The sequence below is a fragment of the Flavobacterium subsaxonicum WB 4.1-42 = DSM 21790 genome (assembly GCF_000422725.1).
GTDB lineage: Bacteria > Bacteroidota > Bacteroidia > Flavobacteriales > Flavobacteriaceae > Flavobacterium > Flavobacterium subsaxonicum.
In genome coordinates, this window is the sequence record NZ_AUGP01000007.1 from 52804 (window position 1) to 72826 (window position 20023).

The window sequence follows — 20023 nt, forward strand, 5'->3', positions numbered from 1 at the left end:
TTATGCGCTCTTAACGCCTTGATAATAATTTACTACCTTTTTATTGCTGCCAATTTTAAAAGGATAAGTAAGAACGTGCAAGATATATACAATTGGCGATATAACCCAAATTGCAAGTACCAAATACACCACAAAAATCTTTAGCAGCATTTGGCGCTTTTGAGGCCTTTTTGTTATGATGCCAGACCATTTGGTAAACACAAAATTGCCTTTTTTATCTACCGCTACAAGGTACGGACTAACCTTTACCGCCTCTTGCTCTATTAGCTTAGGCTGAAGGGCATCTAAATTCTCTGCCAACAGCTCTGTATGAATGGTTTGCCCAAATTTAACCGACTCGTTTATATCTTTTTGAGATACCCCCGGTAACGGGAATATGCCCCAATGCTTGTATTTTTTACCGCTAAACATCCACTCTACAATGGTTATAACGCTTATTAAATTGCCGGCGCGGTCTACCAGTGCTATGTTACCTTTAAGCAGCGCACCGTTTTGCGCCAGCAATACCTTAACTTTTTCCTGCGCTAAGTACCACATATTTCTGCTGCCGCTAATGGTTACAACAGGCGTATTGTTAAGCAGTTGCTTGGCTTCGGGGCTTTTTAAAAAGGAATTTATAGGGATAGATGGCGATAAAAACCACACCTGGTAATGAAACAGCACCAGGTCGTACTTTACATCTAAAATATGTTGCGGAACCGGCTTTAACTTTGTGGGTATTTGCAGGAACGATTCCGGGAATGCCTCAAAAAACAATTCTTTATTCCACGGAAAAGGAAACGGTTTTTCCAGCTCTATCTGATGGAATACCACGTTTATATTAGGGTCGGCCACCAGTGGCGCCGCTATATTATCGGCAATTTCTGCAAGCTGCCCCGATTGTGAATAGTATATTACAAGAACATTTTTCATGTATGGCAATCGTAATTATAGTACAACCTCTTTAAAGGTCCTTATTTTATCTTCTCTTTTTTTATGCACCCACTCGGGCCACGATGTGGGGTCTTCGGCATCAAATATCCTTATCTTTTGGTTCTCATCGGTTACCAAAAGGTCATCTCTTTTGCACCCCAGTATTTTAGCAGCCGTTTCTATACCCGAATAGGTTGCCCCGGCCACCCCGTGTGATAGTGTACTGGCCCCGCTAAGGTATAAGTTATTAATTTCAGCTTTATTTTTATAGGCAAATGGCCCTACATATTTAAGCGTTTTCTCGGTACCGTAAACGTTGCCGTTTGTGCTGTTTACATAAAACTGATTGGTTTTAGGCGTGCCCAGTTCGGCCTGTATAACGTGCTGCTTTGCACCGGGTATCATACGCTCTGCCGTATTCATAAACTTGGCAATAACCTTTTCTTTAAAAGCGGCATATTCCGGCGAATGGTAGTCGCCTTCATCTTTAAAACCGCTAAGGCTATCGTATTCGGTATATGTAACCAGTTCGAAATTATGATACCTGCCGTTGTAGCTAACCGGGTCTTTAAGGGTGGTACAACTCATAAACAGGGCAGGAAATTCATCGCCCTCGGTAAGGTCTTTAGTAATCAGCTCGTTAAACTGGGCATCTACATCGGCATCCCTAAATATCCAGTTGTTGCCAGAATCCATTCCGGCCGCAGTAACATCCATATCTAACGTTAAAAACAATATGAGCGATGTAACCGAATATTTAGTGGCATCGAGCCTTTTAAGCAGTTTTTTGCTCAGGTGCTCCCTGCCTACAAGGTCAAGGTAGGTAATGGATGGATCGGCATTAGAGATTACCCTTTTTGCCTTTATTATCTGGCCGCCCTCCAGCTCTACACCGGTGGCGGTATTATTTTCGACTACAATTTTATTTACCCTGCTGCTAACCTTTACCTGCCCGCCATAGCGTTTAAGGCTGTTGGTCATGGCTTTTACAATACCGCTGCCACCGCCCATAGGGTAAAAGCCACCATCTGAATAATGGCCCATTACAGAACTGTGCACTATAAAGCTGGCTTTTGCCGGAGGCAACCCATGATCGCCACACTGCACATTAAGTACTGCCTGCACCATTGGGTCTTTTACATGCCGGTTGACTATTTTTTTAAGACTGAAAAAGGCATTGTGCACAAAATCTTTTGTTTTAAACGGTGCGGTAATTATTTGCTTAAAGCCTTTAATTTTGGGCATCATCTGCATCTGTGCATTTACCTTTTCTACAAGTGTAAGATAGCTTTTTATCTGTTTGGCACTATCTGGAAAGCGTTTGCCCAATGTATCGGCAAAATTGCTTAGCCCTGCGGGTATATCAAACTTTTCGCTGCCAATAATGCAATGCTCAAAGGCATTGGTATTCATCCTGAAGAAAACAAGGTCGTTGGCAATGCCAAGGCCTTTGTAGAGGTCGCTGGTGGCCTGACCTTCGTTTAACAGCCCTATATAATGCACACCGGGGCTAAAGCGCTGCCCGTTTAGCGTAAAGCTATGGCACCACCCCCCTGGCACGTAATGCTGCTCCAGCACCAGTACCTTTTGGCCGGCACGTGCAAGGCAAATTGCTGCCGATAAGCCACCGGCTCCGGAACCAATTATAATAGTATCTAACTCAAGCTGTGTATGGGGCATGGCTAAAGATAACAAGTTTGGGGCAATTTAAAAACTGCCTTGTAAATTTTTATTTGTTTTTGAAAGCCTGCCAGAAATCGAAGTAGTTAAACCACTGCAACGGATACCTTTTTAGCATAGACTCTACACTGGCAATGTAGGCGCGCAGCAATGCTTTTTCGTCGCGGTGCTTAACCTCTGCCTCGCGTGCATACAAATGGTAGTGCAGGTTTTTCTCTTTCATTACATAAACAAAAAGAACCGGCACCCTAAGGCGCGATGCGATAAGGAAAGGCCCTGCCGGAAACTTGGCTTCTTCTCCTAAAAAAGGTTCTGTAAGGTGCTTGATGCCTTCCAGGTAACGATCGCCGGTAAGGCAGATAAGCTCGTTAGCAGCAAGTGCGGCGTTAATTTCGTAAATATGCGAAAGGTCTTCTTTTATGATGATAAACTTGATAGCCGATTTGGACGAGATGCTTTCCAGATAGCTTTTTATAGCCCTGTGCTCCAGATCTGACGTTACAAGGTTAATTTGGAACTGGTCGTCCAGATCTGATAAAAAGTATTCGGCAATTTCAAAATTGCCTATGTGGGCACTAATAAGCACTCCGCCCTGTTTGTTGGCCAGCAGGTTTTTAATGCGCTCAATACCGTCAAACTCGTACGTAAAGCGATTACGCATACCTGCCGATATTGCCGTTTTATCTATTAGCGTTTGCCCAAAGCTATAGTAGCTCATAAAAACCATTTTCCTGGCTTTAGCGCGCGTATAGCCCATGCGGTTGTGCAGGTAGTAAAACGTAACCCGGTTGGTTTTCTTTAAAAATAAAAAGTAATAAGAGGCAACAAAGTACAGCACAAAATAGGATGCCCTAACCCCCAGGTTTTTTATACAAAATACAAATATTTTGTAGCCCAGCAGGTTACCTTTAGATTTACCATCCCATTCGCTCATTTATTTTAGGGCGTTTACCTTATTTTCTATAAGGTTATAAAAGTCGTTAAAAGTAACAATACCCACAAAATCTGCCTCGCCAAGCTTCACTTTAAAATTAGACTCTACAGTTACAACAAGGTCTACGTAATCAAGGCTGTCCAGCCCCAATGTATCTTTTAAATTGGCATCGGGCTCAATAGCATCGGCATCAACTTCAAACTCGTCAATTAAAAAATCGTTAATCTTCTCAATAATTACTGCTTTGTCCATGTGTTAATTTTAAACTTTTTTTACTATTAAAGCAGAGTTCGTTCCGCCGAACCCAAAAGAATTCGACAAAAATATATTAATTTCCTTATCAATCGTTGTTTCTGCAAGATTTAATTTTGCCGAGTCTTCATCGGGGTTTTCGAAGTTTATGTTAGGCGCCACAAACGAATTTTCCATCATTAAAACAGAGTAAATAACCTCGCTTGCACCTGCCATCCAGCACTCGTGCCCGGTCATCGATTTGGTAGAGCTTACATACGGCTTGCTGCCAAATATCTCGAAAATAGCTTTAGCCTCGTTGGCATCGCCTACAGGTGTAGAAGTTGCATGTGCATTAATGTAGTCTACATCCTCGGGCTTTATACCTGCCTGATCTAAAGCTTTTTGCATAGCGTAAGCCGGTCCGGTAACGTTTGGCGTAGAGATGTGGCCACCGTTAGACGAGAAGCCGTAGCCTATAATTTCGGCCAATATTGGAGCTCCGCGTTTTACTGCCGACTCGTAGCTTTCTAATATTAATGTGGCACCGCCGCCGCTTGGCACCAACCCATTACGGGAGGCATCAAAAGGGCGCGAAGCCTTAGCGGGATCTGTATCGCCGGGAGAAAACACACCTAAGCCATCAAAACTGGCCATGGCATATTTGTTGATTTCCTGTGCGCCGCCGCAGATAATGGTATCCTGAAGCCCGCTTTTTATAAGGTAATAGCCCATACCCAACGAATGCGATCCGCTGGCGCAGGCAGCACTTACCGTAAGGTTAATGCCCCTTAGCTTAAATATAGTAGAAAGGTTCATGGTAATGGTAGAGTTCATGGACTTAAATATAGCCCCGGACCCTATTAGTGCCGTATCTTTCTTTTCTCTTATAACATCGGTAGCATCTATAATAGCTTTAGATACACTATCGTTGCCATACATAATGCCCACCTCGTTATTTTCAAGAAAATCATCGTCTATACCTGCCTGCTTTAAAGCCTGTATGGTAGCCATATACGCATATTCGGTCTCTTCGCCTATGCTTATGCGCTGCCTCCTGTTTAAAAGCTCTTTAAGGTCTGGTTTGGGCACCATACCCGTTAAGCACGACCTAAACCCGAATTCTTTTCTCTCTTCATCATACTTTATACCCGATTTGCCCTGGTATAACGATTCTTTAACCTCATCAAGCGATGTGCCAATACAGGAATAAATGCCCATACCGGTAATTACCACTCTTCTTTCCATTGTTCGCGTTTTGGTTTATATATAGTTAGGAGTATATACCCCCGTTAATATTAATTACTTCGCCTGTAATGTAGCCTGCTTTTTTAGAAGCCAGGAAACTTACCAGGTCGGCCACCTCATCGGCTTCGCCAAAGCGGTTGGCGGGCACCATTTTTACCAGTTCTTTTTCGTCTAACTGGCCGGTCATATCGGTTTTAATAAACCCGGGAGCCACAGCATTAACCGTAATGTTGCGTTTTGCAACTTCCTGGGCCAGTGCCTTAGTAGCAGCAACAACCGCGCCTTTTGCCGCAGAGTAGTTGGTTTGCCCCGGTGTGCCCTTAACCCCGGATACCGATACCATATTAATTATCCGGCCGTATTTGTTGCGCAACAGCTTTTGTATAAAAAAGCTGGTAACGTTATAAAAGCCATTAAGGCTGGTATTTATTACCGATGACCAATCATCCTGAGACATCCACATAAAAAGGCCATCTCTGGTTATGCCTGCATTGTTTACTATTACCTCTACCAAAGCATCGGGGTTAGCCTCCTGCCATTGGGTTAGCACACTTTTAACCTCGTCTGCATTAGCAACATCAAATTTTAAAAGCTCGCCAGTAGCACCGTTTTCTATAACTTTTTGCAGAGTTTCTTCGGCTGCAGCCAGGTTAGACTGGTAGTTAATAAGTATATGGTAATTGCTGTCGGCAGCCAGTTTCTGGCAAATGGCACTACCAATGCCCCTGGAGCCGCCCGTAACTAATGCACACTTCATAAATTAATTTTCTAATTGAATAATTCGGCGTTTTCAAACCATTGGTTGCCCAGCAGCTGGCCTTTTGTATCTAAAAATCCCCACTTTTTGTTGTTCTTAACACGGGCAAGGCCTTTAACAAAACCTTTTTGGTCGTCGCTAAAAAACGAAAGCGCCGCAGTAATATCATAATTGGTTGGAATAATAACTTTGCCTGTGGTATCTATAAAACCCCAGTCTTTATCTTTAACAGGAGCAAGGCCATCTTCGCTAAAAATTTCGGCATCGTTGTAAATAGGTTCTACAACAAAAGCACCTTTAGTATTTACATAACCCCACTTTTTACCCACATAAACCGGCGCAAGGCCTTTGGTAAAAGCACGGGCTTTATCAAACTTAGGCTCAATAGCCCAGTCGCCCTTAAGGTCTATAAAACCAATTTTTTTTGCTTTACGGGCATAGGTAAGGTCCTGAGAATGGAAATCCCATATTTTATCTACACCATCAATAGCTTTAAACTTGCCGGCAATAACAAGGCCAAATGCCTCGCCGTTTCTTGCCCAGGTAACACCTTTATGGTAATCGCCAATTTCATCATAAGTAGCCTCTACCACTACTTTACCGGCTTTATCTAAAATACCCCAGCGGCCGTTATTTTTAAAACGCGCGTAGTTGCCTTTAAACGATTTTATAACCTCGTACTTAGGCTCCAGCACCACCGTGCCTTTAGGGTTTATAAGCCCTACTTTGTCGCCCTGTTTAATAAAAGCAACACCATCTTCAAAAGTATAGTACTTATCTGTTGCAGGAGTGGTTACAGTTTCGCCCATTTTATTAATGTAAAAGCGCTTTTTGTCTTTTTCTACCACGCAAAGCCCGCTGTTAAAATCTTCGGCATCATCAAAAGTGGCAGGTATGGCCCACTCGCCTTTTGCATTAATAAAACCCCATTTGCCTTTATCGTTAACGGCGGCAAGGCCATCGCTAAAACCCCTGGCTTTATCATACTGGGGCTTTATGGCATACTGCCCGGTTTTATTAATGTAACCAATTTTAGAATCCTGCTTTACAAGCGCCAGCTCCTGGCAAAACGCTGCCTGTACACATAACAATAAAAAGAAAATGATTTTTTTCATGCCTATATGGTTTTAAGTTTACATTACTTCATAAGATAATCCTTAATAGCCTGCACATACGGGTACATAACCCTGTCTTCAGAAAACACAGGAAGTATAGCCCTTACATCATCATATATTTGTCTTGTACCCAAAGATACTTCATTTTTATAATCTAAAGCATCTACGGCCTGCACAATTGCCATAAGCTCAATAGCTAACACCTCAAAAGCATTTTCTATAACCTTAGCTGTTATTACCGCAGCATTGGTACCCATACTTACAATATCCTGATTGTCGTTATTGTTGGGTATGCTGTGTACATACATAGGGTTAGACAGCATTTGGTTCTCTGCCGTGGTGCTAACCGCCGTAAACTGTACACCCTGCAAACCAAAGTTAAAGCCCAGTTTACCCAGGTTGGTAAATGGTGGCAGTATCTCGTTTATACGGGCATTCATTAAATAGTTAAGCTGGCGCTCTGCAAGCATAGACAGCTTGGTTACTACCAGTTTTAGCTTATCCATTTCGAGCGATATATAATCGCCGTGGAAGTTACCGCCGTGGTATACCAGCTTGTTCTTAACATCTACAATAGGGTTATCGTTAGCCGAGTTGATCTCGTTCTCTAACACCAGCGCCGTTTCGTTAATGGTATCTAACACCGGGCCCAGTATTTGGGGCACACAGCGCAGTGAGTAATATTCCTGAACCTTTTCTTTAAACACCGTCTCTGTATTATCGCCGGTGTAAAGGTGGTCTTCTCTCTTGCGGATAAGCTTGCTGGTTTGCAGGTGCTGCCTCATACGGGCGGCTACCTCCTGCTGGCCCTTATGCAGTTTGGTATTGTTAAGCTCTGCCGATAAATGATCATCATACGCCTTAACGATCTCGTTAATAGCTGCCGAAAATTTAAGCGACCAGTCTAACAGCTTTTTAGCATTGGTAAGATTCACGATACCAATACCCGTCATTACACTGGTACCGTTCATTAATGCAAGGCCTTCGCGAATTTCTACATTTATTGGGGTAAGCCCCTCTATTGCAAAAACATCGGCGGTGGCTTTGCGTTCGCCTTTATAAAACACTTCGCCTTCGCCAATAAGCACAAGGGCAAGGTGGGCAAGCTGAACTAAGTCGCCACTGGCACCAACACCGCCATGCTCAAATATAAGCGGGCATATATCTTTATTAATAAGCTCCTGCATTAAATGGATAACCGACGGGTGCACCCCAGAGTTACCCAAAGACAATGTGTTTAGCCTTGCCAGTATGGCCGACTTTACAAATACGGGCGACAAAGGTTTACCGGTGCCCGATGCATGGCTTCTTATTAAATTGTATTGTAGTTGTATCCTGTCCTGGTCTTCTATACGGTATTGCGCCATTGGCCCAAACCCTGTATTTACACCATAAATAATTTTATTTGCCGAAAACTCTTTTAAAAAATCAAAGCTTTGTGTTACTCTTTCCAGCACCTCTTTACTAACCTCTACGTTATTGTTGCCAAAAACTATCGATTCAAATTGCTCAAGGCTTAAATACTCGTTTATCTTCGTCATTTATACGTAATTAAATTGCGCTGTTGGGCAAAATTATTTTTTTATATGTAAAATGTCTCTAATTTTACAGGGTTACAAATGTAAAATATTTTTAAGATAATTTTAAGACTAACAAAAACTTATAATGTTAAAAGAAAATGTAGACGTGCTGGTTATTGGCGCAGGCCCCTCAGGATGTGTTGCAGCCTCGTATCTTCATAACAATGGTGTGAAGATCAAGGTAGTTGAAAGGTCTAAATTTCCGCGTTTTGTTATCGGCGAAAGCCTTATACCGCGCGTTATGGACCATTTTGACGAAGCCGGGCTGTTGGACGCTCTTAAGGCAATGGATTTTGAAAAAAAGTTTGGCGCCCGTTTTATTAGGGGCGAAGAATTATGTGTTTTTGATTTTAGCCAGAAATTTGGTGAAGGGTGGGACTGGACATGGCAGGTGCCAAGGGCCGATTTTGATAACACCCTTGCCCAGGAAGTGATTAAAAAAGGCATAGACCTTGAGTTTGAAACCGAAGTGCTTGATGTTGTTTTTAATGGATCTGACTCTGTAACAACCATAAGGGATAAAGAAGGCGTTACCCGAGAGGTACACGCCAAGTTTATAATTGACTCCAGCGGATATGGCCGCGTGCTGCCAAGAATATTAAAGCTGGATGCACCATCGTCTATACCCGAAAATTCGAGCATGTTTGCCCATGTTAAAGATGTAAACAGGCCGGAGGGTGTAGAGGGTACCCAGATTACTTTTGATATTTTAGAAACTAAAGTGTGGCTTTGGGTTATACCCTTTAGCAACGGCAACACCAGTATTGGTGTTGTTGGGCCTACAAGCTACATAAAATCGTTAGGCGATAATACTACCGAAGCGTTAAAGGAGGTTATTAAACAATCTGACTTTTACCGCGACCGCTTTGAGGGTGTAGACTTTTTGTTTGAACCCCACAAAATAGAAAACTACTCCTGCTCTGTTACCAGGCTTTGTGGGCCGGGCTACAGTTTAACAGGCAACAGTTCAGAATTTTTAGACCCTGTATTCTCATCAGGGGTTTGCTTTGCTACAGAGTCGGGTATGCTATCGGCAAAGCTGTTTTTAAGGGAATTGAACGGCGAAACCGTAGACTGGGATACAGAATATACCGCTTACATGCGCCGTGGTGTTGATGTTTTTGCTACTTACGTAAAAGAATGGTACACCGGCAACCTGCAAACCTTGTTTTTCCACAGGCCCGAAAACCCCGATGTTAAACAAAAAATATGCTCTGTACTGGCCGGCTACGTTTGGGATGAAGAAAACCCATTTGTAAAAAAGCACGACCGGGTTATAAAATCTATGGCATATATGCTGCAAAACGAACAAAGCGCCCAATAGGGCGCTTTGTTATTATATACTGTAATTATAGATTAAAGCATCTTTATCTTGATCATTACATCTTCTTTTTTCTTTTTGTAAACCTCTAAGGCAAATTCATCGTCGCCGGTTTGTAGTATCCTTTTTACTGAGAACTGGTAAATAGTCATATCTTCCATATCCCTAACATTAAAAATAGAACTGCTAACTGCTTCGCCGGTGGCATCATTAATTTTATATGATGTAAAATAACCTCCCTGGCCATCGCTGTGGGTTGACGGGGTTTCGTCTACAGGCAGGTTAAAGTTTTTTACGTTATCAAGGTACACCACATAATGGTTGTTGTTAGCATAAAAATGCTTGTAAGACATACCACCCCTGCCTCTGGTACCTATTTGCCTTTTAGGCAACTTTTTCATCCACGCCAGTTTGCCCGACGGATCTATTTTTGTAACCAATACATCATAATAATGATAACTAACGTAATTACTTTTTGACATAGGATGATTTTCATAAAAATACTGCTCGCCTAATAAAACAAGGCTACCATCCGTGTCAATCTGTAATTTATCCAGCACCAGATTATTAAATTCGGCACCTCCTTTTTCATCTGCTTTATTGTTCTTTTTCTTTGCCCTGTTACTAACGTGCTCGTTTAAAATTTCAAGAGGTATTTCGTGTGTAGATTTATCATACAAACCCCCGTCTTTTTTAACCTTAAACACCATAATACCACCCACATTATCTAAAACTTTACCTTTATTGTAAAAACCGGCACAAACCATATAATCATCCGGGCTTTCGTACAGCCACAGGCGGTTTATAAACTTGTCATTTACATCTATTTTAGTAATATCAATATCGGTAGTGCCCGCTTTAACTCTAAAAAGCTCTACATGGTAGTTGGCTTCGGTATCTTTTCTATGCTTTTTATCGTCATTACTATCGTCATGAAATACTTTTACAAGTAAGTACGCATTAGCTTCTTTATCAATAGAATAATCCAGCAAATTCATCCTTCTCTCTGTGTACGGCATTGTTAGCTCGTTGTTCCAAACCGGGTTAAGATTGCTATCATAAGCATTAACCCCTATAATATCGTAACTTTTTTTATCTGATTTTACAAGAGGCTTTTTGCGGTATTCTATGAGCATTTTTTGCTTATCTGCCGAAATAAGAAAATCAAACTTATCCTGAACGCCAATGCTAATGCCTGGTGCAAACATACCAATATACAAAATGGCTGTTGGCGACCCTGCAATTTTGCCCTCTACCTGAAACATTAATTTGTTCTCTCCAACAAATTCGCCTTTTTTAAAATCTATCTCCCTGTAGAACAGCTGTTCTTTTTCGTTATCACCATCCCACGAAGAAAAAAAGAAATAATACTTATCGCCATATTCTTCAACTTCTTCCAACTGATAGTTTTTAGGGAACAATTCTTTAGACTCGTACAACTTCTCTGCTATAAACGATGGCTTGTCTCCGGCTGAGTTCAGCTTTTGGATAAGAATTTCTTTTTTATCAATTTTTACAGTCATTATCTCTCCGTCTCTGTAAAAATATAATTTGTTATCGGCATCAAAAACTTTGTACGGATTACTGGCCGTATACGAATAATCTTTAGAAAGTTCTTTTTGCGCAAACATAAATCCTGTATTAATCAGGATGGCGAGTAATAGTAATGTTTTCTTCATTAATTGATTAGGTTTGTATAAGTGTGCAATTATATGAATTTAGAATTACTAAATTTTAATTTTATTAAGATTTATTTTGTAAGACATGCAATTAGATAACATTCATGTTTAATAGTTCTTTTTTTTGCCTGTTTATCAATAAAACTGTTGCTAATTACACTGATTAGTTTAGCGTTAAGTATTTAAAAGTGTTAATTGTACAGTTAAAATTTAATTACCGTTTTAAATAAATTAAATTTACTTCGATACAAAACCACAATAAATTTTCACAAATGAAAAGAAGAATTACAACACTTATGTGTATTGCCGCCGGTTATTTTAGCTACGGGCAAACCACAGTGGCACAAATTGTTAAAGACATTAACCCGGGGTTAGATGGCTCCAGCATACAGCAGCCGGTAGAGCTTAACGGTAAGTTGTACTTTACTGCCAACGATGGCGAGCATGGCGATGAGCTTTGGGCAACCGATGGCACCGAAGATGGCACGGTACTTATTAAAGACATTAATCTTTTTGGAGACTCGTCTATTACAGAACTGACCGAACTTAACGGCAAGCTTGTTTTTTCGGCCAGCGATGCCTCTCATGGTATTGAGCTTTGGGTTACCGATGGTACCGAAGCCGGTACCGTTATCCTAAAAGATATTTTAACCGGAGCCAACAGTGCTGTACCCCTGTTCTTTAAAAAAGTAGGCAATAAGGTGTATTTTCAGGCAGATAATGGTGCAGATGGCAGCGAACTATGGGTTACCGATGGTACTACCGAGGGCACAATTATGCCTAAAGACATTAACCCTACAGGCAGCTCGTACCCGTACGGGTTTATTGAGTATGATGGTAAAGCCTACTTTCAGGCAGATAACGGCACTAATGGCTACGAACTTTGGGTAAGCGATGGCACCGAAGCCGGTACTAACATGGTTAAAGATGTTTTTACCGAAGGAGACTCATCGCCAAGGAGCTTTGTAGTATATAACGACCTGCTGTATTTTAGGGCCGATGATAATAATGGCGACGAGCTTTGGGTTACCGATGGTACCGAGGCAGGAACTACCTTATTCGCAGAAATAAACCCTAACGAAGGTGAAGGATCGAGCGTTAACGAGTTTACAGAGGTTAACGGCAAGCTGTATTTTAGGGCTAACGATGGTACACACGGTTATGAATTATGGACAACCGATGGTACTGTTGCAGGTACTGTTATGGTTAAAGATATTTTTCCGGGTGCGGGAGAATCTTTTCCGGGTGCATTATATGCTTACAACGGCAAGGTGTATTTTCAGGCAACCGATGGTGTACACAATGCCGAGCTTTGGTCGTCTGACGGTACCGAGGCCGGAACAGTTATGATAAAAGATATTAATGTGGGTGGCGATTATTCGGCTCCTAACTATTTTATTTCTTATAATGGTTTGCTGTACTTTGTAGCAATAGACGGTACCAACGGCAGCGAGCTTTATGTTACCGATGGCACCACAGCCGGAACTACAAAACTTATGGCCGATACCGATGCTGTAAGCCCAATGTATTACATTCCGTTTTTTACAATATTAAACGATGAGCTTTACTTTAAAGGAGAATACGGTGCCGAAGGTGCCGAGCTTTACAAACTAACCCAGGATGTAATGGCTGTTAGCCCGGTAAATGCTGCGCCACAGGCAACTGTATACCCTAACCCAACAACAGGCACAGTAGCTATACAGCTTGCCAACGCCGGTGTGCAAAATGTTAGCGTATTTTCTATCGCTGGTAAAAAAGTGTTGGAAGTACAGGGTCAGGCCAGTTTAGACATCTCTAAATTAAGCCAGGGTGTCTACATCTTAAAAATTGAAACCGATACTAATCAGGTTTTCTTCAATAAGATCGTAAAACAATAACCTATACATCATATTATAACAAAATGGGCTGCCTAAATTTAGGCAGCCCATTTTTATTTATTCGGTAAAAACCGGAATTAATTGTAGTTTTTAATAGCATCTACCGGCGCAAGAACATTATAATCCTTCCAGATAGATGGGTCGTATTTGGCTATGTAATTAATATCATATTTTTCTTTTTCGGTAACATTTTTAAATTCGGCCGCGGTTATCGGCTGCTTGTCTATAATAAACAATTCGCTGGTGGTGTACGTGTCAGATTCTATTAAAAAATCTACTTTAAGCATGTTAGTTTCCTCATCTTTACTTACTTTATTTTTAGTAAACTTAAGCGACCGGTCCATGTAACCATAATTGCCTTTTTGCTTTTTAATAAAGTTTATAGAATATTGCCCTGCATCGTTTTTAGTAAACGTAGCGGCAACCTTAGTGCGGTCTTCCATCATTTTTACGCCTAATAAAAGCTTCAGGTTTATTTTGCTTTCATTTTCGCCATCAACTAAATTATACTCTAATTTAACAACAGCATAATCTAAGGCATTAACATAGATTTTGCCATAGTAATGGCCCGAACTTTTTGCCGGCTTAAAATCTAAAATGTAAATAGTTTCATCGTTATATTCAGAGTACCCCTCTAAAGTATAGGTATAGCGCTTGTAATCTGTAAAAAAGTCGAGGCCATCTTTTGTGTAAAAGTTATTTAAAGAGCTACTTAAAGCCGTTATGGTGGTTTTTAAATACGCCGTTTTAACATCGGGCTTTATATCTTTTTTAGCCGATTTAACCTTTAAAGAATCATCAATCGTAAACAAACCCGTTTTTAATTTATAGGTGGCATTGGGGTCTAAATATCTTTTTACAATGTCTATAAATTTACTTTGCGCCTGTTCGCCAGATACGTCTCTTTCTCTATTTTTTAGTTCAACCGCTTTTTCAACCAGTAATTTCGATTCGCTATTTTGCTGATACAAAAACCCATACGACTCCGAATAGCTTTTAGAACTTTGGTTTTTGAGTTTTTTCATAACGTCTTCAATCTCTTTATTAAGTTCTTTTAAGGTAGCTTTTTTATCTACAGACGATTTTACAAGCTCAAACTGGCCATCTATCATTTTATTGGTGTACGAATTTCGAAGGAAAAACGTCTGTTTTGCGGGCTGTGTACCGTAATTTTTAGGCGCGTTTATTTTTACCTGCGCCAGGATCTCTAATGGCGATAATTTTTTATTGGTAATAAAAACCGGATCTAAAACAGTAACCTGTTCTTTAAGCACGTAGGCACCACTTTTAAAATCAGATAGCGGTATAGCAATACTTTCGTACCCAATGCTGGAGAAAATTACTTTATCGGCATCGGCCGGGCTGGGAATGTTAATTACAAACTGGCCTTCGGTATTGCTTACCACCCCGTAGGTTGGGCCTACCTGGATAGATACATAAGGTATGGGTTGTTTTTGCTCATCTATTACCGTACCGGTAACAGATTGTGATACCGCATTCTGCACAAATAGCAGTAATGTTAGAGCAATAAGGGAAGTTATTTTTTTCATGGTGTAGGTGTTTAAATAGTAAACGATTAATTTAACATTTTGTAACACACTAACTACAAATATTTTAAGAAAAATTTCTGACACCTAAAACCAAATGTACCTACAAATAAAAAAGCCCCGGTAGTACCGAAGCTTAAATTGTAAATGCTATATATATTTTAGGCTACCATTCGGCAGAACCTATCTGGCTTTTGTTTCCGCCGCTGTTAACACCTTTAATTAACGATCCTGTAAAGGCATTAAAATATGCCTCCACTAACTTTTTAGACCTGCTGTTAACCAATTTTCCGCTCTTGTTCCAGTAAGCACTAAACGGATAGGCTTCTTTTTCTCCAGATTTGTTAAGGGTATAAATATCTACCGCCGGAAAGCTGATCCTTATTTTACCGTCTTTAAAATCTATAGTAGTAGTATATGTTGCATTGTAGGCAACAGTTTTGTTTTTTTCTTTAACCGACATTATGGTGTCAGATGTGGTTTCAAAACTAATAAACTGGCTTGGCAATTCGCCTTTTATGGCATCTTTAGGCCCGGTATATTTGCTTTGTACGTATCTTTTTGCGCTTGCATAAAGGCTATCTGCCGATACGCCTTCAAAATGAACAACCACATACGTTTTAGAAGGATCTGTTTTAGAGGCAAGGCCGGCCGGCGTTACGGTAAATTCCTGCGCAAAACATGCACACGATAAAAATAAGAATAAAAGTGTTTTCATAAAATTTAGAATAAGTTACAGAAGGTACTATTGAGAGAAATGATAAAAAATAAACACCAATAACAAACAGGATAATTTGCTTTATAAAGCACTGATTTTATTGAGCCTAACAAAGATATGTTTTGCCTGCAATTAAAAGTTAAGTGCCTGTTAAAGGTTAAGTTTAATAAGATTTTTTATACATTTCTTCACACTTTTACCGGTAGCTTTCACAAAGTATGTTAACACGCTTTATCTACAGGGAGAAAATAAGAATAGGTTTGCCTCCATATTTATAATGCTGTGTTTTTCCAACGGGTGTCGCGCCACAACTTCTGCTCTTCTTTACTAAGAAACGTCCAGACCACAATGCGGGTAGATTTATTGCCCGTACCCATAGTAATAGTTTTAATTTGGGTAGCTTCCAGCTTTTCTAACAATGTATAGATACCCTTTAAATTAGATTGTTTAGACACTAATGTGGTAAACCAGTAGCAGTTTTTGTAAAGCTTTTTACTCTCAAAAATCATGTTATTAATAAACTTAGCCTCGCCGCCTTTATAAATAAGCTCGTTGCTTATTCCGGCAAAATTAAGCTCAGGCGTCTTTTCATTTTTTCCCGACAGGTTCTTTACTTTTCGTTGCGTGCCTTTTTGGGCCTCTTCGACAGATGCATGAAAAGGCGGGTTGCACACCGTTATGTCAACCTTTTCATCGGCACCAATTATGCGGTAAAAAATATTACGGTAGTTATCCTGCAATCGGCATTTAATCTTACCTTCCAATTGTGAATTATTAGCCACTATATTTTGTGCAGATGCAATAGATTTAGGGTCGATATCGGCCCCTATAAAGTTCCAGCCATACTCGGTTACCCCTATTATCGGATAAATGCAATTAGCGCCTACACCAACATCTAAACAAGTAATCTTATTGCCTTCTGGATTTCTTCCAAAATTACTTTCGCACAGCAAATCGGCCATGTAATGAAGGTAATCTGCCCTGCCCGGTATGGGCGGACATAAATTTTCTTCCGGAAATTCCCAGTACTTAATTCCGTAATAATGGTTAAGCAACGCCTTATTTAAAAGCTTAACGGCATCGGGGTTGGCAAAATCTACCGAATCATCGCCAAATTTATTGGGTGTAACATACTTTGCCAGTTCCGGGCTAACAGCAATTAGGGCGTTTAGATCGTACCGCTCGCGGTTTTTATTACGCGGGTGCAGTTCTGATTTTACTTGTTGGCTTTTTTCTGATGGCATGTTATGTATGATTCTTACGGAAATAATTGGATGTAATTTAAACAAAAAAAGCTTCAGTAAAAACTGAAGCTTTGATTAAGTGGAGAATATCGGAGTCGAACCGATGACCTCTTGCATGCCATGCAAGCGCTCTAGCCAACTGAGCTAATCCCCCATTTTGAGATGGCAAATATAATATAAAATACTTTGAATTTGCAAAACAATAGTAAAGTTTTTAAAAAACCAATTTACATATTTATTAATTATGCTAAATTTACCCTTAAATAGTTTTAATATGGCAATTACCAACAGGCAAGACGGCTCTTTATACATAAATGTAGAAAATAAAATAGCAACGGTGGAGTTTGGCCATCCGGCAGGCAACTCGTTTCCGGGTGTGCTGCTGGGCAGGCTAACCGAGGCCATAAACACCCTGAGCCACAACCCCGATGTTAGTATAATAGTGCTAAAAAGCGAGGGTGAGGGGGCATTTTGTGCGGGCGCATCGTTTAACGAGCTGCTGGCTGTTTCTAATTTAGATGATGGTGCTGTATTTTTCTCCGGCTTTGCCAACGTAATAAACGCCATGCGCAACTGCTCTAAGCTAATTGTAGGCCGTATACAGGGCAAAGCTGTTGGTGGTGGCGTTGGGCTGGCAGCAGCCTGCGATTATGCCCTGGCGACAGAGGGCAGCGCTGTTAAATTATCTGAATTTACCATCGGTATAGGCCCGTTTGTAATTGCACCGGCCGTAGAACGCAAAATGGGCAAGGCCGCTTTAAGCGAATTAACCCTTGCTGCCCACGAGTGGAAAAACGCCTATTGGGCGCAGGAAAAAGGCTTATATGCCAAGGTTTTTGAAACCATTAAAGAACTGGATGCCGAACTCGACCTCTTTACGTCTAAACTGGCATCATACAATCCGGAAGCACTAACTGCCATGAAACAGGTATTGTGGGAAGGCACCGAAAATTGGGATGTATTGTTAGCCGACCGCGCCAAAATATCGGGCAGGCTTGTATTATCTGATTTTTCAAGGCAGGCATTAGCCAAACTTAAACCCTAATACTCGCGGGTTTTAAGCCAGCCGGTAATGCTGAGGCGCTTTTGTTTTACGGGCTTAACCTCGTGCTCAAGCACCTGGCTTTCAAACACCACTACCCTGCCTTTAACAGGATAGATATCCAGTGCTTTTTCGGTGCCGTTATCGTTAAGGTAAAGGGTCAGCTCGCCGCCGTATTCGGGCTTCCAGTCTTCATCGTTTAAATAACACACCATAGAGAGTTTGCGGCTGCTATCGTTCTGAAATGTATCTAAATGGCGTTTGTAAAACGTGCCTTCGGGGTACAGCGCATAATGAAATTCCTGCTTTGCAATACCCATATAGCAGGTACGGTTAAGGTACTGTGTAAAATCCTTAATCGTGTCAAAAAATGCTTTTTCGGCGCCAGTGGCGGTTTCTTCGTCCAGCCATAAAATAAAATCGCCACGCACGGCCGTTTGCACCTGCTCGTTGGCCTGGTTGCCTATAGCCGACTTTTTAAAGCGCTCGGCTTCAAATTTTGCCAACAGGCCATCGCGCAATCCCTGCACTTCGGCATCTGTAAAAAAGCCATCTACAACACTGTATTTTTGTTCGGCAAGGCCGTCTATTACCTTTTCATACAACGGGTTCAGCGCAAATTCGTCCATTTTTTAAAGCGTTTAAAAAGCACTCAAAGATAATCGTAAAACCAATACATTGGCACAGCTGCACAACCAAGGCTATTATTTAGTAAATTTGCAGCCTTAAAGGCATACAAATGAGCAAAATCAGGATTACCAAGCAGTTTACTTTCGAAACCGGACACGCCCTTTACGGCTACGACGGCAAATGCAAAAATGTGCACGGCCATAGTTATAAGCTGTCGGTTACCGTAATTGGCTCACCTATAACCGACTCCGGCAATGTAAAATTTGGGATGGTTATCGACTTTGGCGACCTTAAAAAAATTGTGAAAGAAGAGATTGTAGACCTTTTTGACCATGCCACGGTGTTTAACCAAAACACCCCACATATAGAACTGGCCGCTGAACTTAAAGCCCGCGACCACCATGTTATTTTAGTTGATTACCAACCTACAAGTGAAAATATGGTTATCGATTTTGCAAAAAAAATCAAAGACCGCCTGCCCGCTAACATCAACCTGCACTCTTTAAGGCTACAGGAAACCGAAACCTCTTTTGCCGAATGGTTCCAGAGCGATAATTTGTAAGCACTCCTTTTGGGTACTGTTTCCTACTTTATCAAAGCTGCCAACTGCCACTAAACACTGATTACTAACACAAGGGCGTGCCCCTGTCGGGTCGGGCTATACGCTGCAAGTCCTCGTGGCAGCGTCGTGCCTCCGCGCTACTGTGGGCTTTTCGCTGCTATCCCTCACGCATAGCTTCAAGAAATAATATTTGGCTAAAGCCAACCCCCCCTCACATTTAACCCCTGGCTAAAGCCAGGGGCAACACTTTTGTGTCTCACATTACGGGAGACGCATGCAATGCGTCTCTACACCAATCCTGCATCAGGCCTAAGGTATCAACAGGCATGTGTTGCCCGCGGCTTTAGCCACGGGTTTTAAGGTTCGGATAGACTGGCTTTAGCCGAATATGAATAATATCCAGATCTATTATTGTAATAGTTCGGGAGACGCATGGCAATGCGTCGCTACTGTGGATGGCCCCACAAAAAAAGCCCCGCACATTGGTGCGGGGCTTTTGGCATTTGTTGGTTTGGTTTGTTAAGCGTTTGTAAATATTGCTTGTAGTAAACCTTTGTATTATTTTGTTATTATTGCTTTACAATAAGGAATTCGCTCCTCCTGTTCTTAGCATGCTCTTCTTCGGTACATTCGGTGCATTTTACCTTCGGCTCGCTCTCGCCATAACCCTGGCCGCTTATCCTGGCCTTGGCTATACCTTTTGATATAATGTACTGAACCGTCGATTTTGCCCTGCGGTTAGAAAGACTCATGTTGTACTGGTCGGTACCACGGCTATCCGTGTGTGCTTTTACCATTACTACCATGTTAGGGTTCGCTTTTAATGCCTCTACTGCTTTGTTTAGCTCAAAAGCGGCTTCTTTGGTAATGTTGCTTTTGTTGTATTCAAAGTAGATCTCGTTTAACGCAATAACGGTGTCTTTAACAATCTCCTGGATCGGGTTCA

Annotated in this window: 18 protein-coding genes and 1 tRNA gene; 4 read left to right on the top strand and 15 right to left on the bottom strand. The window is 41.3% G+C overall.

Going from position 1 to position 20023, the window contains the following annotated elements; all coding sequences use genetic code 11:
* Genes G509_RS0102215 through flxA form a run of 8 tightly spaced genes read right to left on the bottom strand, consistent with a single transcriptional unit; the run spans position 1 to position 8418 of the window.
* Positions 1 to 912, bottom strand: coding sequence for a hypothetical protein (locus G509_RS0102215; protein ID WP_026990036.1), 912 nt, complete (start codon positions 910 to 912; stop codon positions 1 to 3).
* A 15-nt stretch (positions 913 to 927) separates the two neighbouring features.
* Complete coding sequence (locus G509_RS0102220; protein WP_026990037.1) at positions 928 to 2592, bottom strand: phytoene desaturase family protein; 1665 nt, start codon at positions 2590 to 2592, stop codon at positions 928 to 930.
* Positions 2593 to 2641: 49 nt separating this feature from the next.
* Positions 2642 to 3526 carry a lysophospholipid acyltransferase family protein gene (locus tag G509_RS0102225; RefSeq protein ID WP_026990038.1) on the bottom strand — a complete coding sequence of 295 codons (885 nt, stop codon included), beginning with the start codon at positions 3524 to 3526 and terminating at the stop codon, positions 2642 to 2644.
* On the bottom strand, positions 3527 to 3778 hold the full coding sequence (locus G509_RS0102230; protein ID WP_026990039.1) for an acyl carrier protein: 252 nt from the start codon (positions 3776 to 3778) through the stop codon (positions 3527 to 3529). It lies immediately after the preceding gene.
* A gap of 9 nt (positions 3779 to 3787) precedes the next feature.
* Positions 3788 to 5005, bottom strand: coding sequence for a beta-ketoacyl-[acyl-carrier-protein] synthase family protein (locus G509_RS0102235; RefSeq protein ID WP_026990040.1), 1218 nt, complete (start codon positions 5003 to 5005; stop codon positions 3788 to 3790).
* Positions 5006 to 5030: 25 nt separating this feature from the next.
* Complete coding sequence (gene flxB / locus G509_RS0102240) at positions 5031 to 5762, bottom strand: flexirubin biosynthesis SDR family reductase FlxB (RefSeq protein WP_026990041.1); 732 nt, start codon at positions 5760 to 5762, stop codon at positions 5031 to 5033.
* Positions 5763 to 5773: 11 nt separating this feature from the next.
* The gene (locus tag G509_RS0102245; protein WP_026990042.1) at positions 5774 to 6877 is read right to left on the bottom strand and encodes a WG repeat-containing protein; all 1104 of its coding nucleotides are present in this window, start codon (positions 6875 to 6877) and stop codon (positions 5774 to 5776) included.
* A 23-nt stretch (positions 6878 to 6900) separates the two neighbouring features.
* A complete protein-coding gene (flxA, locus tag G509_RS0102250) occupies positions 6901 to 8418 on the bottom strand; it encodes a flexirubin biosynthesis tyrosine ammonia-lyase FlxA (RefSeq protein ID WP_026990043.1) in 1518 nt (505 codons plus the stop codon).
* A gap of 124 nt (positions 8419 to 8542) precedes the next feature.
* Here flxA and G509_RS0102255 point away from each other — a divergent pair, with 124 nt between their 5' ends.
* On the top strand, positions 8543 to 9781 hold the full coding sequence (locus tag G509_RS0102255) for an NAD(P)/FAD-dependent oxidoreductase (RefSeq protein ID WP_026990044.1): 1239 nt from the start codon (positions 8543 to 8545) through the stop codon (positions 9779 to 9781).
* 32 nt (positions 9782 to 9813) lie between these two features.
* Here G509_RS0102255 and G509_RS0102260 read toward each other — a convergent pair whose 3' ends face one another.
* On the bottom strand, positions 9814 to 11457 hold the full coding sequence (locus G509_RS0102260; RefSeq protein ID WP_026990045.1) for a hypothetical protein: 1644 nt from the start codon (positions 11455 to 11457) through the stop codon (positions 9814 to 9816).
* Positions 11458 to 11729: 272 nt separating this feature from the next.
* On the opposite strand from G509_RS0102260, the gene G509_RS21315 reads away from it, so the two are divergent.
* Positions 11730 to 13334 carry an ELWxxDGT repeat protein gene (locus G509_RS21315; protein ID WP_051199902.1) on the top strand — a complete coding sequence of 535 codons (1605 nt, stop codon included), beginning with the start codon at positions 11730 to 11732 and terminating at the stop codon, positions 13332 to 13334.
* A gap of 77 nt (positions 13335 to 13411) precedes the next feature.
* On the opposite strand, the gene G509_RS0102270 is transcribed toward G509_RS21315, so the two are convergent.
* The 4 genes from G509_RS0102270 to G509_RS0102285 form a co-directional block, all read right to left on the bottom strand.
* Positions 13412 to 14884, bottom strand: a complete 1473-nt coding sequence (locus G509_RS0102270) for a carboxypeptidase-like regulatory domain-containing protein (RefSeq protein ID WP_131450767.1) — start codon at positions 14882 to 14884, stop codon at positions 13412 to 13414.
* A 163-nt stretch (positions 14885 to 15047) separates the two neighbouring features.
* Complete coding sequence (locus G509_RS0102275; RefSeq protein WP_026990047.1) at positions 15048 to 15599, bottom strand: DUF4468 domain-containing protein; 552 nt, start codon at positions 15597 to 15599, stop codon at positions 15048 to 15050.
* A 272-nt stretch (positions 15600 to 15871) separates the two neighbouring features.
* Complete coding sequence (gene rlmF / locus G509_RS0102280) at positions 15872 to 16843, bottom strand: 23S rRNA (adenine(1618)-N(6))-methyltransferase RlmF (protein ID WP_026990048.1); 972 nt, start codon at positions 16841 to 16843, stop codon at positions 15872 to 15874.
* 80 nt (positions 16844 to 16923) lie between these two features.
* Positions 16924 to 16997 (bottom strand) — tRNA-Ala (locus tag G509_RS0102285).
* Between the two features lie 120 nt (positions 16998 to 17117).
* On the opposite strand from G509_RS0102285, the gene G509_RS0102295 reads away from it, so the two are divergent.
* Positions 17118 to 17888 carry an enoyl-CoA hydratase/isomerase family protein gene (locus G509_RS0102295; protein WP_026990049.1) on the top strand — a complete coding sequence of 257 codons (771 nt, stop codon included), beginning with the start codon at positions 17118 to 17120 and terminating at the stop codon, positions 17886 to 17888.
* On the opposite strand, the gene G509_RS0102300 is transcribed toward G509_RS0102295, so the two are convergent.
* Entirely contained in the window at positions 17885 to 18514 is a 630-nt protein-coding gene (locus G509_RS0102300) for a 2OG-Fe(II) oxygenase (protein ID WP_026990050.1), read from the bottom strand. The two genes, G509_RS0102295 and G509_RS0102300, sit on opposite strands and share 4 nt — an antisense overlap.
* Positions 18515 to 18624: 110 nt before the next feature.
* On the opposite strand from G509_RS0102300, the gene G509_RS0102305 reads away from it, so the two are divergent.
* Complete coding sequence (locus G509_RS0102305; RefSeq protein WP_026990051.1) at positions 18625 to 19077, top strand: 6-pyruvoyl trahydropterin synthase family protein; 453 nt, start codon at positions 18625 to 18627, stop codon at positions 19075 to 19077.
* Positions 19078 to 19646: 569 nt separating this feature from the next.
* Here G509_RS0102305 and G509_RS0102310 read toward each other — a convergent pair.
* The coding region (locus G509_RS0102310) for an OmpA family protein (protein ID WP_026990052.1) at positions 19647 to 20023 on the bottom strand (377 nt) is incomplete at its 5' end.